The sequence below is a fragment of the Burkholderia torrens genome (assembly GCF_984668525.1).
Genome location: NZ_OZ480212.1, coordinates 717,718 through 732,577, shown reverse-complemented (window position 1 = coordinate 732,577; position 14,860 = coordinate 717,718). Strand labels below are relative to the sequence as shown.

General features: G+C 66.4%; 13 protein-coding genes. 5 read left to right on the top strand and 8 right to left on the bottom strand.

Translation table 11 applies throughout. The features are described from left to right. Positions 1 to 32 precede the first annotated feature (32 nt). Positions 33 to 500: an acyl-CoA thioesterase gene (locus AC5LXX_RS19580; protein ID WP_493412752.1), complete on the bottom strand. Its 468-nt coding sequence runs from the start codon at positions 498 to 500 to the stop codon at positions 33 to 35. Continuing rightward, positions 497 to 1,831: an MFS transporter gene (locus AC5LXX_RS19575; RefSeq protein ID WP_493412751.1), complete on the bottom strand. Its 1,335-nt coding sequence runs from the start codon at positions 1,829 to 1,831 to the stop codon at positions 497 to 499. The genes AC5LXX_RS19580 and AC5LXX_RS19575 overlap by 4 nt, the downstream gene beginning before the upstream one ends. A gap of 201 nt (positions 1,832 to 2,032) precedes the next feature. Between AC5LXX_RS19575 and AC5LXX_RS19570 the strand changes: the two genes are divergently transcribed. Together AC5LXX_RS19570 and AC5LXX_RS19565 are read left to right on the top strand one after the other, a co-directional pair. Next, positions 2,033 to 2,881, top strand: coding sequence for an IclR family transcriptional regulator (locus AC5LXX_RS19570; protein WP_493412750.1), 849 nt, complete (start codon positions 2,033 to 2,035; stop codon positions 2,879 to 2,881). 419 nt (positions 2,882 to 3,300) lie between these two features. Further along, a complete protein-coding gene (locus tag AC5LXX_RS19565) occupies positions 3,301 to 5,070 on the top strand; it encodes an ATP-binding response regulator (protein ID WP_493412749.1) in 1,770 nt (589 codons plus the stop codon). On the opposite strand, the gene flhC is transcribed toward AC5LXX_RS19565, so the two are convergent. Then, positions 5,067 to 5,699 carry a flagellar transcriptional regulator FlhC gene (flhC, locus tag AC5LXX_RS19560; protein WP_493412748.1) on the bottom strand — a complete coding sequence of 211 codons (633 nt, stop codon included), beginning with the start codon at positions 5,697 to 5,699 and terminating at the stop codon, positions 5,067 to 5,069. The two genes, AC5LXX_RS19565 and flhC, sit on opposite strands and share 4 nt — an antisense overlap. Then, a complete protein-coding gene (locus tag AC5LXX_RS19555) occupies positions 5,696 to 6,124 on the bottom strand; it encodes a flagellar transcriptional regulator FlhD (RefSeq protein ID WP_493412747.1) in 429 nt (142 codons plus the stop codon). The genes flhC and AC5LXX_RS19555 overlap by 4 nt, the downstream gene beginning before the upstream one ends. A gap of 38 nt (positions 6,125 to 6,162) precedes the next feature. On the opposite strand from AC5LXX_RS19555, the gene AC5LXX_RS19550 reads away from it, so the two are divergent. After that, positions 6,163 to 7,107, top strand: coding sequence for a response regulator (locus tag AC5LXX_RS19550; protein WP_493412746.1), 945 nt, complete (start codon positions 6,163 to 6,165; stop codon positions 7,105 to 7,107). Positions 7,108 to 7,121: 14 nt separating this feature from the next. Here the strand turns inward: AC5LXX_RS19550 and AC5LXX_RS19545 are convergent, their stop codons facing one another. From AC5LXX_RS19545 to AC5LXX_RS19535, 3 genes are all read right to left on the bottom strand, one after another. After that, complete coding sequence (locus AC5LXX_RS19545; RefSeq protein ID WP_493412745.1) at positions 7,122 to 8,441, bottom strand: right-handed parallel beta-helix repeat-containing protein; 1,320 nt, start codon at positions 8,439 to 8,441, stop codon at positions 7,122 to 7,124. Positions 8,442 to 9,113: 672 nt separating this feature from the next. Further along, on the bottom strand, positions 9,114 to 10,421 hold the full coding sequence (locus AC5LXX_RS19540) for a dicarboxylate/amino acid:cation symporter (protein ID WP_493412744.1): 1,308 nt from the start codon (positions 10,419 to 10,421) through the stop codon (positions 9,114 to 9,116). A 309-nt stretch (positions 10,422 to 10,730) separates the two neighbouring features. Next, positions 10,731 to 11,615, bottom strand: a complete 885-nt coding sequence (locus AC5LXX_RS19535; RefSeq protein WP_493412743.1) for a LysR family transcriptional regulator — start codon at positions 11,613 to 11,615, stop codon at positions 10,731 to 10,733. Between the two features lie 78 nt (positions 11,616 to 11,693). On the opposite strand from AC5LXX_RS19535, the gene AC5LXX_RS19530 reads away from it, so the two are divergent. After that, positions 11,694 to 12,995: an aspartate aminotransferase family protein gene (locus AC5LXX_RS19530; protein ID WP_493412742.1), complete on the top strand. Its 1,302-nt coding sequence runs from the start codon at positions 11,694 to 11,696 to the stop codon at positions 12,993 to 12,995. 68 nt (positions 12,996 to 13,063) lie between these two features. On the opposite strand, the gene AC5LXX_RS19525 is transcribed toward AC5LXX_RS19530, so the two are convergent. Continuing rightward, positions 13,064 to 13,813 (bottom strand): SDR family oxidoreductase, encoded by a 750-nt coding sequence (locus tag AC5LXX_RS19525; RefSeq protein WP_493412741.1) that lies wholly within the window; start codon positions 13,811 to 13,813, stop codon positions 13,064 to 13,066. 41 nt (positions 13,814 to 13,854) lie between these two features. On the opposite strand from AC5LXX_RS19525, the gene AC5LXX_RS19520 reads away from it, so the two are divergent. Further along, positions 13,855 to 14,832: an AraC family transcriptional regulator gene (locus AC5LXX_RS19520; protein ID WP_493412740.1), complete on the top strand. Its 978-nt coding sequence runs from the start codon at positions 13,855 to 13,857 to the stop codon at positions 14,830 to 14,832. Positions 14,833 to 14,860: the final 28 nt, after the last annotated feature.

Below are 14,860 nucleotides of genomic sequence, written 5' to 3'. Positions count from 1 at the left end.
ACTTCGATGCGACCAGCGGAGTGCCATGTCGCTCAACGGCCGTCGCAGGCCGCCTGGGTCCGCTGCAGATACCGGGACATCCGTTCGCGCAGCGGTGCGGACAACGGCACCGGGCGATGCGTGTCGAGCGACATCAGCACGACCGTCTGGCTCGCCTTCATTCGCACTTCGTCGATGCCATCCCGATTCACGCCGTGTACGGCCATCACGAGTTCGATCGAGGTGCTGCCCAGCCGGCCGACCGCGAGTTCGAACGCGACATGGTCGCCAAGCCGGCTCGGCGCAAGGAACTCGCATGCGAGCCGGACGACGGGGATGCCCAGACGCTGCTGACCGATGAAATGCCCGTAGGGCAGTTCGAGACCTTCGTCGAACCAGGATTCGACCAGTTCATGCAGCATCACCAGATACTGCGGGTAGAAGACGATCCCGGCCGGGTCGCAATGGTGAAAGCGGATGATTCGTTCGCGTCGAAATGCGGACTTGCCGTATGTGTTCAAAGTGCCTCCCCGTCCTTCACGTCGCATGCGATACCCCGCTTGATCGACACCCATGCAATGCCGGCACCGACGACGAGAATCGCGCTCATCATCTGCAGCCCTCCGGCCAGGCTGCCCGTCATGTCGCGCGTCAAGCCGATCAGCGTCGGGCTGCAGAAGCCCCCGAGAATGCCGATGCTGCTGACGATCGCGATCCCCGCGGCCGCGCTGCGTTCCGGCAAGACGGTCGACGGCACCGCCCAGAACACCACGCCCGCGCCCATCAGGAAGAAGTCGGTGATGCCCAGCAGCGCCAGCGACACGGCCAGCGAGTGGTTTGCCAGCGTGGTGGCGGCCAGCGCGCCAGCCGCGATCAGCATCGACGGCACGATGTACGTACGACGGTCCCGTCGCGCGTCGGAGCGCGCCGCGACGACCCACGTGCCGACCGCGCCGGCGGCATACGGCAGCAGCGAATACCAGCCGATCGCCGCCGGATCGGTCACGCCGAGCCCCCTGATCAGCATCGGCAACCAGAACGTGAACGCATACGACCCGCAGGCAATCGCGAAATAGACCAGGCCGAACGCATACACGCGCGCATCGGCCAGCACCTCGCGCATCACCAGCCAGCCGCCGTGCGCGGCGGCACCGCGCGGTGGCAGCGCTGCCGCGACGATCCGCTTTTCCTCGGCGGTCAGCCACGGCGCCTGCTCCGGCGTGTCGCTCAGGAACCGGTAGCAAAGCAGGCCGACGATCACCGTCGGCAGCCCTTCGAGCAGGAAACACCACTGCCAGCCGCCAAGACCGCCGACGCCTTCCATGCCCTTGATGAGGGTGCCGGACAGCGGGCCGCCCACGACACCCGCGACCGGCAACGCAAACAGGAACGCACTGGTTGCGCGGCCGCGCCATTCCGGCGTGAACCAGTATCCTAGGTAGAGAATGACGCCCGGAAAGAAGCCGGCTTCGAACACGCCGAGCAGAAAGCGCATCACGTAGAACTGCAGCGGTGTCTTCACGAACATCGTGGCCGCCGACGTCAGCCCCCAGAGCAGCATGATGCGCAGGAACGTCTTGCGTGCGCCGATCCACTCGAACAGCAGGTTGCTCGGTACTTCGCACAACAGATAACTGATGAAGAAGATGCCGGCACCGATCCCGTAAACCGCGTCGGAGAAGCCCAGCGCATCTTTCATCTGCAACTGCGCGTAGCCGATGTTGATGCGATCAAGGAACGCACACAGGTAGCCGATGAAGACCAACGGCATCACCCGCCACATGATCTTGCGAAATACTCGGCCGGTACGGTCGTGCTGCAATGCCTCCGGCACGGCAATGGTCGATTGCATCTTGTCTCCTCTCCTGGCCGTGTCGCACGCTCGCGCACGCCGGCCGCCTGTCTGGATGTCGTGCCGACACGACGGTCGTGGTTCTGTCATCGGCCGGCTCAGTGTAGTAACGCCGAAACCGTGCAACAATCCGGCAACGGCGAAAAATTCCGCCTGACGGAATAAAATTGCACGCCGGCGATCGGCGCATCGGCAACGCACATGGCGACAAAACCAGGATTGAGGCAACCGGCAACGCAGAATCACGGCGGCGGCGGCCCGGAAACGGCGCCGGCCAGGAACGAGCTCGTGCGCAGCACGGAGCGGGTCGCGCAGATCCTCGGTGCGGTGGCGATCGGTCAGGATCAGGGGCGGCGCCTGAGCGACATCGCCGAAGAACTCGCGTTGCCGCCGGCAACCGTCCATCGGCTGCTGGCGACCCTCGTGGAACAGGGGCTCGTGGAAAAGCCGGCGGGCGAGCGCCGCTACTACATCGGGCAGGAGGTGTTCCTGCTCGCGCTGTCGCGCCGCAATCGCTTTCCGGTCAGGACCATTGCATCGCCGCACTTGGATGCGTTGCGCGCCAACTTCGGCGAAACGGTGTTCCTGACGGCGCGCAACGCGCTGGATTCCGTCTGCATCGATCGCCGCGCGGGTGAAAACCCGGCAAAAATCCTGTACGTGGATGTCGGCAATCGTCGCCCGCTAGGCGTCAGTATCGGCGGCATCGCGTTGATGCAGACGATGGCGCGTGCGGAATTCGATGCGCTGCTGACGCGCAACGCCGGGCGTCTCGCCGCATTCGGCACGACGATGTCCGAGATTCGTGCGCGCGTCGCGCATTGCCGCCGGAACGGCTATGGATGTCTCGACGTCGATCTTCAGAACACGCACTATCGCGGCATCAGCGTGCCGATCGTGACCGACACCGACGAGACGATCGGCGCGATCGGTCTCGGTGCGATCGCGTCCCGCATGACCGACGGCAACGTCAAGCGCTTCGTGCGTTCGATGCAGAAGCATGCGCAACAGATCGCGCATGCGTATCAGGCGCGCGCGTCATCCGCATGACGTCGATCTCGTGCCGGCGCGTTTCGCATCACGATGCCAGCACATCGCGCCCCTCTACCGCATGCGCGGCCTCCCGCCGCCGCTTCATCGTCTTGCCGGTGCAGTCGATGCACCGCTGCCCCGCCTGCCCAACCGCACGTAACGGATTGCGCATTACCGGAACACCATGCGACGCGACCTCCTGGGAATTGCAACCGGCAAGCTTCGATCAAATCTGCATTCCTGATCGAATTTCCGATGACGCCGGAAAATAACGCGTATTTCTCGATCGCAGCGACTATGCTGAAGTGACGGGAATACGCGCCTGTGCCAGGCGCGCTGATATTCCCCGCTGCCGTGCGCAGCGATCTGGGTGGACGCCTATGCAGTCGCGAGACCGGATTGCCTCGGAGCAGGTCAGGATCGTCTACGACGCCGTGATGCCCTACGCCGTCGGCAGCACATTGCTTGCCCTCGTCGCGACGCTGTCGATCGGCTGGCTTGGCCGTCCGCCCGCCGTGTCGGGCCTTGCGTGGACGCTCTACATTGCCGCGTGCTCGATCGGCCAGATCGTACTGTCGCGCTTGTATCGCCGGTCGACGTCGTGCTCCGACCACTGGCGGCGCTGGGCGCTGTGGTTCTCCGCCTTCAGCACGGCCACCGGCATGGGCTGGGGATGGGCGTCGATTCATCTCGCGGCGCACGCGGATGCCGAAATCGCGAGCCTGGTGGTCGTCGCGACGACCGGTGTCGTCGCCGGCGCCATCCCGGTACTCGGTACGTACTTCCCGGCGTTCATCGCCTTCCTGCTGCCGGCCACCGTCCCGTATATCGGCGCCGCGATCCTGTCGACGAACGCGCTCCAGCGGACGACCGCGCCGATGCTGCTGCTGATCGCCTGCGTGGTCGGCTATCTCGGGCTGTTGGCGCACCGTGCGGCCACGCGGAACATCCGCCTGCGCCTCAGGGCCGAGCGGTACGCAGTCAATCTGCAGACGCAGAACGAACGGATCGAACGACTCGCCGTCGACCTCGACTGCCAACGACACATCGCCGACCAGGCCAATCTCGCCAAGTCGCAATTCCTCGCGGCGGCCAGCCACGATCTGCGCCAGTCCGCGCACGCATTGAATCTGCTGATCGGTGCGCTGCACGGCATCCCGATGCCGCCGGACGGGCAGCGGCTCGTCGAGCGCATCGAGCGCTCGTCCGATGCGCTCAGCCGGCTCTTCGGCGCGCTGCTCGATCTTTCCCGGCTCGACGCCGGCAGCATGAACGTGGAGTGCCGGCCGTTTGCCATCGACACCGTGCTCGAGACCGTCTGCAACGACTGCCTGCCCGATGCGCAGGCGAAAGGCGTCGCGCTGTCGCGCGTTCCATGCCGCGCGGTGGTGCATTCGGATCCGCTGCTGGTCGAACGCATCGTGCGCAACCTCGTCGCGAACGCGGTGCGCTATACCGAGCGCGGAAAAATCGTCGTCGGCTGCCGGCGCCGCGGCACCCGCCTCGCGATCCAGGTCTGGGATACGGGCTGCGGGATTCCCGATCACCTGCAGAAGCGCGTGTTCCACGAGTACTACCAGGTCGGCAACGCCGAACGCGATCACGAGAAAGGCTTCGGGCTCGGGCTCGCGATCGTGCGACGGCTCGCCGGCCTGCTCGATGGCCAGTTGGCCGTGCGCTCGACGCCCGGCCGCGGCTCCTGCTTCGAAGTCGCGATCGCGCTTGCCGCATGCCTGCCCGACCCGCTCGACATGCCGATCGCCGGTCGCGACGACGTGCCCGGTTCGACGGGGCTCGTGATCGTGATCGACGGCAATCGCGCGACGCGCAGCGGGTTGTCCGGGCTGCTGGCGACGTGGGGCTACGAGACGATCGCGGTTCGCTCGGGCAAGGAGGCGCTGGACCGGCTGTCGGCCGGCGAACGGCAGCCCGATCTGCTGATCTGCGATTACCTGCCGCCGCGCGGAGAAAACGGCATCGCGGTGATCGAGCGGCTGCGCCGCGACATCGACGCCGCCCTGCCCGCGTTGCTGATCGGCGGCGATACGACCGATGAACAATCGGCTGCGGCGCACGCACGCGGGCTGGTTCTTCTGCACCGGCCGTTGCCGAACGGCAAACTGCGCGCGGCGGTCGATCATCTCGTCACCGCCGGTGCGCGCCGGCGCTCGACGGCCGACGCGGACGCCCGCGACGTCGCGATCTAGCAGCACCGTGCGTGCTCGCCGGCCGCTGCCGGGTCGGGCGCGGCGCGGACCTTCGCGCTCGCCGCATCGCCGGCAGACGACTCCTGCTTTGCGCGGCCGGTGCGCTTGCCTGCCCGCGCGGGCGGCCGACAGGCGACGCAGACGCGATTCGGCCGCAGGTCGTGACGATGGATCACGAAGGCGGCGTGGCAGCGGACACAGCGCGCCGTCGACAGTACGCCGCCGTCGACGAAGCGCACCAGCATCCATGCGCGCGTCAGGTCGAGCAGCGGATCGCAGTGCGCCGCACTGCATCGTTCCGCATACAACCCGTACGCCTTCACCAGCGCGTCGAGCCGCGAACACTGCGCGTTGATCCGCAGGAAGCTGTAGATGTTGTGGAACAACGACGCATGGATGTTGGCCATCCACGTCATGTACCAGTCGCTGGAAAACGGCAGCAGGCCCTTCGGCGGCGGAACGCCACGCACCTCGCGATACAGGCGGGCCACGCGCTCATGCGGCAGCGCCAGTTCGATCTCGAGCATCTGCGGACGCGCGCCGAGCCGGATCAACGTCACGGCATCGAGGATGAGCCGTGCGTGATCGGCGAGACTCGCCGCATGCGCGGCGTCGGGGCCGCCGTTCACGGCGTATCCTGGTCGCACGCCCCGATACTGGAGAACGCCAGCGCGACGTGCAGCGGCGCGACTTCGTCCGGCGGCGCGTGCCGCGCGAGCGCCTCGACCGTGTCGCAGCGGCTCAGCCGCAGCACGCAGATCAATTGCCCCGACGAGGCCAGGTTCAGCATCGACCGCATCGACAGGCTTTCCAGCGCGCCCGCCATTTCCGGCGTCGCGCCGAGCCGAAACATGCCGGTCGCGCGATCCGCCCGCAGCAACCGCTGCGCGAGCCACAGATAAGACATGTTCAGGTCACGAATTAAATCCTCTTCATTGATAGTGTCCATATTGCACCTTGATTGATATCGAATCAGTCTGATGGAGACGTCCGTCAAATTCGTGCAAAGGAAAATGTCTTGCTTTACGGCGCGAATCGCGTGCTTCAGCGTCAAATTCCCGATTTCCGGAAAGCAATCAATTGAAATGAACGATGCACACCGTATCGGCACGTTCGGTTCTTTTTTATCGTATAGTCAGCAGCCGGGATCGATCGCTCCCCGAAAACTCTCGGCTTCCGCAGCTGGCCCGAACCCTTGCCGTCGCGGTCTTCGTTACGCGCGTTGTGCGGCCCAGCGCACCGAAGACCGCGACGATTCAGTGTCAACCACGATTTACCGGATGTAAATCCGACGTTAGCCCATGGAAAAACGGCGTCGAATACGACCAAAGTATTAAGACTTTTCGAAAAACCCGGATTCCACATGAGCAAAAGAGATCTGCCTCCGGCTTTATTTTTATTTTCATGAAAATACTCATTGTCGATGATCATCCGGTTCTGCGAGACGGCGTGGCGACGTTGTTGCGTCAGGACAATGGCGGGATGGTCGACATTCAGGCGAGCAACGCCGACGACGCGATGCGGCTGCTCGAGCTGCACACCGACCTCGACGTCATCGTCCTGGATCTGAAAATGAGCGGCATGGACGGTTTCGCCGCGATTGCCGGGATCACGCAGCTCCGGCCCGAGCTGCCGATCGTCGTGCTGTCTTCGTCCGAGGACCCGCACGACGTGCGCGCCGCATTCACGCATGGTGCACTCGGCTACATCCCCAAGTCCGCCACCGCGCACACGCTGCTGTCGGCCATCAAGATGGTGATGAACGGCGAGCGGTACGTGCCGCCGCTGCTGCTCGACATGCAGTCGACGCATCGCGACCCGCCGCCCGCGCACGAACCCGACAGCCCGCGCCTGACGTTGCGCCAGCTCGACGTGCTGCGCCTGATCGCGGAAGGTGTGCCGAACAAGCTCATCGCCGACCGGCTCGGGCTGTCCGAGAAAACCGTGAAGGCTCATATCACCGCCATCTTCAAGGCATTGCACGTGCGCAACCGCACGCAGGCGGCGGCGGCGGGCCAGCGCCTGGGGCTCCTCTGATCGTCGTCGCGGCATCATCGTGCCGCGCCGGTCGACGGCGCCGCACTGCCCGACGACTGCATCAGGGCGGTGCGCACCTGCGGCAGCGCCGTCGTCACCGCACCGGCAGCCGGGATCGTTCCCGACGACGACGCGCCGACCGGCCGGACCAGCGCGACGCCGTCCAGCGTGTTGCCGCCGGCGACGATCCGGCTGGCCGTGCAGCCGCTCGACAGCAACGACACCGCGGTACCCGCGATCGACGCGAACGTGTTGCCCTCGACCTCGAACTCGCATACGTTGCCCAGGGCCCGGAATCCCGAGTAGCCCGATCCCGTCACGCGATTGCGCGTGACCGTCACATACGACACCGTGCCGGACCACGTGTCCAGTTCGAGCGCCGCCTGCTGCGTCGGCTGCAGCCCGTTGTTCACGGTCGAGTTCTGGATGTTGGTGACGACGTTGCTGTCGATCACGACGTTCGATGCACCGTAGGTACGCCAGCTGTCCTCCTGGGCGACGAGAATGCCCGCCGCCTTCTGCACGCCGTCGACCGAATTGTTCGAGATCGTCACGGCCCGGCCGCCAACCACCGCAATGCCACGCCCCCACGGGTTGCCCGACACCGCGTTATGGTCGATCAGCACGTTGCTGCTGATGCGGCCGTCGCCGAGATAGCTGACGACGGCGATCAGGTCGTCGCCGGTAGCCGTCACCGTATTGCCTCGCACGAGCACGTTGGTCGAGCCGTAGGTCATGTGGATGCCGTCGGCCAGCGTGGCGTTCACCGTATTGCCGACGATCGCGACGTTGCTGCCGCCGTACACGAAGATGCCCGCGCTGGCGCCGCCCTGTATCGTCACGCCGAGCACCTGGACGCCCGTGCCCGTCACCTCGACCTTGGTCGAGGCCGGCGTCGTGAGCCGTGTCGTGCCGGTGCCGACCAGCGTCACACCCACCAGCGTCGAGCCGGCGCCGCTCATCACGATCGTCTGGTCCGACGGATTGGTCGCGACGAGCGTGGCGCCGTAGCCCGATACCACGACGCCCGACATCGCCACCGACAGCGAGCGGCCGACCGTGTAGCGTCCCGGCGCGAGCACCAGCGTCTGTCCGGCCTGCAACGCATTGAGCGCGGCCTGCAACGCATCGGTCTGGTCGCTGCCGTCGCTTGCCGGCCGGATCGTCGCGGCCGCCGGTACGGCTGGCGCCGGTGCCGCCGGCCGCATCCGTGCACCATGCCGCGGTGCGGTGTACTCCGTGAGCGTCGCTGCGCAAACCTGAACCGGGAAGCTGGCAACGGCGCACGTCCATGCGACAACCGCTGCGCCGACGATACGAAATGACCTGGTCATGATGACCCCCTCGATAGGCATTCGCCCGACGCAGCGCACGATGCGACGGCATCCGGTCGCACGGCGTCGACGGTCGGCCGGCGCACCGGCTCGATACGCGTCGAACGTCTGGGCGTAACGATTTCGTCCGGAAACAGTCGGGCAATGCCCATGTCTGGCGATTGCCCGCTCGTCTGCCGATACCAGGCGGGCCGCTCCCCCGAGAGCGGTCGATGTCGACGGTGCCGGCAGCGTGCGACCGTCGGGCGACATGCCGAAGCGCTTGCGCGAGCGACGTTGGGGCGGCCGGCTTCGTGTGCCGTCCCGTACGATCATTTCGCTCGATTGGAAGTCTATTTCGCCGTCGGCGCGCGTAAATCCGACAGAAGCCCCGCGACCGTCGTAGGACGGGTCCCGGGCCTGTCGCGCTGCGGAAAACGAGACGGCGTACGACTCGTCAGGCCGGTACGCGTGCGCTATGCGGCAGCGGACGAAACATCAGGGGAAAGGCGGCAGGCCGCGACCGGGATCGAAGCCCGATCGGGTAGGGGTGGGCATCGATCAAGCCCGATGCCCGGGAGATTCGGGAATGCGTCGAATGTCGACGTGTCGGTCCGTCCCGGGAACCGGGGGCGAACGATGCGCGCAGACGCACGATTCGGCGTCTGCGCGGAAGGAACGCGACGCCGCCGCTCAGGCGCCGACGGTCTGCGTCGCCGACGCGGCCAGCTCCGCGTCCATGAGTGCGGCGTTCGCCTCCGCATCGCTCTCCGACAGCAGTTCGCCCTCCCATTTCGCCACCACCGCGCTGGCGATCGAGTTGCCGACCGCATTGGTGGCCGAGCGCCCCATGTCGAGGAACGTGTCGACGCCGAGGATCAGCAGCAGGCCAGCTTCCGGGATATTGAACTGGTGCAGCGTCGCCGCGATCACGACCAGCGACGCGCGCGGCACGCCGGCCATCCCCTTCGACGTCAGCATCAGCACGAGCAGCATCGACACCTGCGTGCCGAGCGACAGATGAATGCCGTAGGCCTGCGCGATGAACAGCGACGCGAACGTGCAGTACATCATCGAGCCGTCGAGATTGAACGAGTAGCCCAGCGGCATCACGAAGCTCGAGATCTTGCGCTTCACGCCGAAGCGGTCGAGCGCGTCGAGGATCTTCGGGTACGCGGCCTCGGAGCTCGCCGTCGCGAACGACAGCATGAACGCTTCCTTGATCAGCACCAGCAGCTTGAAGACGCGCGGGCCGATGAACAGCAGCCCGGCCAGCACCAGCAAGGTCCAGAGCAGCGTCAGGCTCAGGTAGAAGTCGGCCATGAACACGGCGAACTTGTACAGGATCGACAGCCCGTTGACCGCGACCGTCGCCGCCATGGCGGCCATCACGGCCAGCGGCGCGAGCTTCATCACGTAGCCGGTGATCTTCAGCATCATGTGCGACGTCTGTTCGATCACGGCCACGAGCGTCGCGGCGCGCTCGCCGAGCGAGGCCAGCGCCACCCCACAGAACATCGAGAACACGACGATCTGCAGGATCTCGTTATTGGCCATCGATTCCGCAAAGGATTTCGGCACCATGTGCCCGATGAAATCCTTCAGCGTGAACTTCGACGTCGCGAGATTCGCGGTCGCGCCGATATCGGGCAGCGGCAAGCCGAGATTCTCGCCGGGCCGCAGGATGTTGGACATCAGCAACCCGAGCAACAGCGACAGCAGCGAAGCCGTCACGAACCAGCCCAGCGCCTTCGTGAACACGCGCCCGACCGATGCCGCGTCACCCATGTGCGCGATCCCGACCACCAGCGTCGAGAACACCAGCGGCCCGATCACCATCTTGATCAGCCGCAGGAATACGTCGGACACCAGCGAGATATAGCCGGCGATCTCAGTCGCGGCCTGCTTCTCCGGGAAATTGCTGTAAATCATGTAACCGATGATGATCCCCATCACCATGGCGACCAGAATCCAGACGGCCGCCCCTCCCCTTCTCTTCATGATAAGGATTCCTTTTCATTATGAACGAGTGAACCTCGTCGACATCGATTGGCCACCCCGCCATGATCAATCGCCACGCGGCCGCTTCGATCCGTCTCCACCGAATCGATCCGGTCGCGCCGACGCCTTACAGATCGCTTCCGCGATCGCGCGAAAGGCATCGCCGGCTTCACCGAGCACTCGATCCTCGCGTTTCAAATTCCCGCGCACAAGCCATACTGACATTTATTGACAATCCATCGGCAGACCGGAAGACGCGAGCCGGAACGCCATGATCGAAAACCCGAGGCCGACGCCCCGCATCGTGCGTCACAACAGCGGCAACGCGTTCCGGATGTGCTCGGCAAATGCCGCCGTCAGGTGCGACGGCCGCTTCCGGTCGAACTTCAGCGTAATGCCGACGGCCGGCAGCGGCGGCAGCCGCGGATCGCCGTTCACGATCGCGAGGTCGGCCGGCACGGCCGTCTGCGTCATCACCGCGAACGCCTGGCCCGAGCGCACCAGCGCGATCAGCCCCGCGAGGCTGCTGCTCGCATACGCGACGCGGTAATCGCGGCCGACGCGATCCAGTGCCTCACAGGCTGCGATGTGATCGAGCGTGTCGCGATCGGACAACGCGAGCGGCAGCGGATCGAAATGCCCGGGCTCCAGCCCCGGATAACCGATCCACACGAGTTGCTCGCGGCGAATGATGTCGTCGTTCGCGCCGTCGTCCGGCAATGAAATCATCGCGAGATCGACCGCACGCTTCTCCAGCTGCTCGATCAGCCGCGGCGTCGGCCCGCACACCACTTCGACGATCGCCTGCGGATGCTGGCTCGAAAACTGCCGCAGCAGCGACGGCAGCCAGACTTCCGCGTAATCGTCCGGGCACCCGAACCGGATCGTCCCCGACAGCCCCGTGCCGCACAGGTCGGCCATCGCCTCGTCGTGCAGCCGCAGGATGCGCTGCGCATGCACGAGCAGCCGCTCGCCCGGATGCGTCAGCACCACGCCGCGGCCGGTGCGCTGGAACAGCGGCTGGTCGACGACCTCCTCGAGCCGCTTCATCTGCTGGCTGAGCGCGGATTGCGTGCGGCCGACGCGCGCGGCCGCACGGCTGAGCGCACGCACCTCGGCGATCACGACGAACGAACGCAGCAGGTCGATTTCGAGCGAAAGCCCCAAGGTATTAGCTCCTTTTCTACCTTGCATAAGAACTATTCGTTTCCATCAAACCAGACGCGCGCCTAGACTGCAAGCGATCCCTGCCCTTTTGCCCGGAGACGCCCGATGTCCCTGAACGACGACGCAACCTTCTGGCGCAACGCCAGGCAGCACCTGGTCCGCTACGGCGGCACCTTCGAGCCGATGATCATCGAGCGCGCGCAAGGCAGCTTCGTCTACGACGCCGACGGCCGCGCGATCCTCGATTTCACGTCGGGCCAGATGAGCGCGGTGCTCGGCCACAGCCATCCGGAGATCGTGTCCGTGATCGGCGAATACGCGGGCAAGCTCGACCACCTGTTCAGCGGGATGCTGTCGCGGCCGGTCGTCGATCTCGCGACGCGCCTCGCCGACGTCACGCCGCCGGGGCTCGACCGCGCGCTGCTGCTCAGCACCGGCGCGGAATCGAACGAAGCGGCGATCCGGATGGCGAAGCTCGTCACCGGCAAGTACGAGATCGTCGGCTTCGCGCAGTCGTGGCACGGCATGACGGGCGCGGCCGCGTCGGCCACGTACAGCGCGGGCCGCAAGGGCGTCGGCCCGGCGTCGGTCGGCTCGTTCGCGATTCCGGCGCCGTTCACGTACCGGCCGCGCTTCGAGCGCAACGGCACCTACGACTTCCTCGCCGAACTCGACTATGCATTCGACCTGATCGACCGCCAGTCGAGCGGCAACCTCGCCGCGTTCATCGCGGAGCCGATCCTCAGTTCGGGCGGGATCATCGAGTTGCCGGAAGGCTATATGGCGGCGCTCAAGCGCAAGTGCGAGGAACGCGGGATGTTGCTGATCCTCGACGAAGCGCAGACGGGCGTCGGCCGTACCGGCACGATGTTCGCGTGCCAGCGCGACGGCGTGACGCCCGACATCCTGACGCTGTCGAAGACGCTCGGCGCCGGGCTGCCGCTCGCGGCGATCGTCACGTCCGCGGCCATCGAGGAACGCGCGCACGAGCTCGGCTACCTGTTCTATACGACGCACGTGTCCGATCCGCTACCGGCTGCAGTCGGCCTGCGCGTGCTCGACGTGGTGCAGCGCGACGGGCTCGTCGCGCGCGCCAACGTGATGGGCGACCGGCTCCGGCGCGGCCTGCTCGACCTGATGGAACGATTCGACTGCATCGGCGACGTACGCGGGCGCGGGCTGCTGCTCGGCGTCGAGATCGTCAAGGATCGCCGGACGAAAGAGCCGGCGGACGGGCTCGGCGCGAAGATCACGCGCGAGTGCATGAACCTCGGGCTCAGCATGAACATCGTGCAGTTGCCCGGCATGGGCGGCGTGTTCCGGATCGCGCCGCCGCTGACCGTCAGCGACGCAGAAATCGACCTCGGCCTGTCGCTGCTGGAGCAGGCGATCACGCGCGCGCTGTAACGCCCTTCTCCGCGTCATGCGATCCGTCGCGCCGGTTCAACCGGCCGGCGCGACGGATTCCGGATCGATCAGGCTGCTTCCGCCGCCCACGCTTCGGCGTCGGCACCGGCCGGAATGCGCATCGGGCTCGACGGATCGGTCGCCGCGCGCCACACGGCTTCGGCGACGTCCTCCGCATGGGTGATCGGCCCCGACGCATCGAGGATCCGCGCGACGGTCTTGCCGACGAAGTCCGCATACGCTTCGTGCTCGAAGCCGTGTATGTTGGCCCGTGCGTTGTCGGAGAAACGCGTGTCGGGCGCGCGGCCCGGCAGCACGAGATGCGCGCGCACGCCGAACGGTTCGAGCTCGGCCGCCATCGATTCGGTATAGGCATTGACTGCCGCCTTGCTCGCGCGGTATGCGCTGAGCAGCGGCAATGCCTTCAGCGTGACGCTCGACGTGACGTTCACGACCACGCCGGCGCCGCGCGCGCGAAACTGCGGCAGCACGGCCTGCGTGAGCGCGATCGTGCCGATCGTGTTGGTCTCGAACAGCGCGCGCACCGTGTCGAGCGGCATGAGTTCGGCCGGTGCGGCCGCGCCGAAGCCCGCGTTGTTGACGAGCACGTCGATCGGGCCGGCCGCGTCGATCGCGGCGCGGATGCTGTCCACGTTCGTCACGTCGAGCGGCAGTACCTGCAGGTTCGCCGACGGCGGCAGCACGTCCTCCCGCAGCGTGCGCATCGTCGCGACGACGCGCCAGTCGCGGGCAAGGAAATGGCGCGCGATCTCGAGGCCGAAGCCGGAAGAACAGCCGGTGATCAATACGGTCTTCATGCGAACTCCTGTGATGGGTGGGGCAGGTGTTCGTACGATAGATGGCCGGACTCGTATTCGCTACAATCGAAAATCCGCTTTTCTTTTGCGAGAGTCCGGCAATGATCGACCCGCTGACCGAAGTCGTGACGCTGCTGCAACCGGGCGCGCGGTACTCGAAGTACGTGCGCGGCGCGAGCCCGTGGGCGATCAGCCGCACGGTCGCCGGCGAGCCGTTCTACTGCGCGATCCTCGACGGCGGGTGCCGGATCGCGATCGACGGGCATGCGCCGATCGAGCTGCTGTCCGGCGATTTCATGCTGATTCCGGCAGCCTACGGCGTCGCGATGACGAGCCTCGAACCGCCGGCGCCGGGTGTCGAAACCGCGCCGCCGGTCGCGCTCGACCACGGCGAATTCCGGATCGGCGATCCCGCCAACCCGGTCGACACGCGGATGATGGCCGGCAACTGCAGCTTCGGTTCGCCCGACGCATCGCTGCTGGTGTCGCTGCTGCCCCGCTTCGTGCATGTGCGCGGCGAACCGCGGCTGACCACGCTCGTGCAACTGGTGCGCGACGAATCGCGCGCGCAGCGCCCTGCCCGCGAGATCGTGCTCGCGCGCCTGCTGGAAGTACTGCTGATCGAAGCGCTGCGCTTCACGTCCGGCACGCATGCGTCGCCCGGCCTCGTGCGCGGGCTCGCCGACAGCCGCCTCGCGGCCGCGATCCGCCGGATGCACGAACGCCCCGCGCATCCGTGGACCATCGTCGAACTCGCGAAGGAGGCCGCGCTGTCGCGCTCGACGTTCTTCGAGCGCTTCAGCCGCGCGGTCGGCGTCGCGCCGATGGAATACCTGCTCACATGGCGCATGGCGCTCGCGAAAGACCTGCTCCGCCGCAACGAAGGCCGCATCGCGGAGATCGCGGCGCGCGTCGGCTACAGCTCCGCGAGCACGTTCAGCGTCGCGTTCACGCGGCACGTCGGCCGGCCGCCCGCGCAATATGCGCGCGGCGAACAGGCGGCGGCGAACGACGCATGAGCCGCGCCCGCCACCACCATTGCGCGAC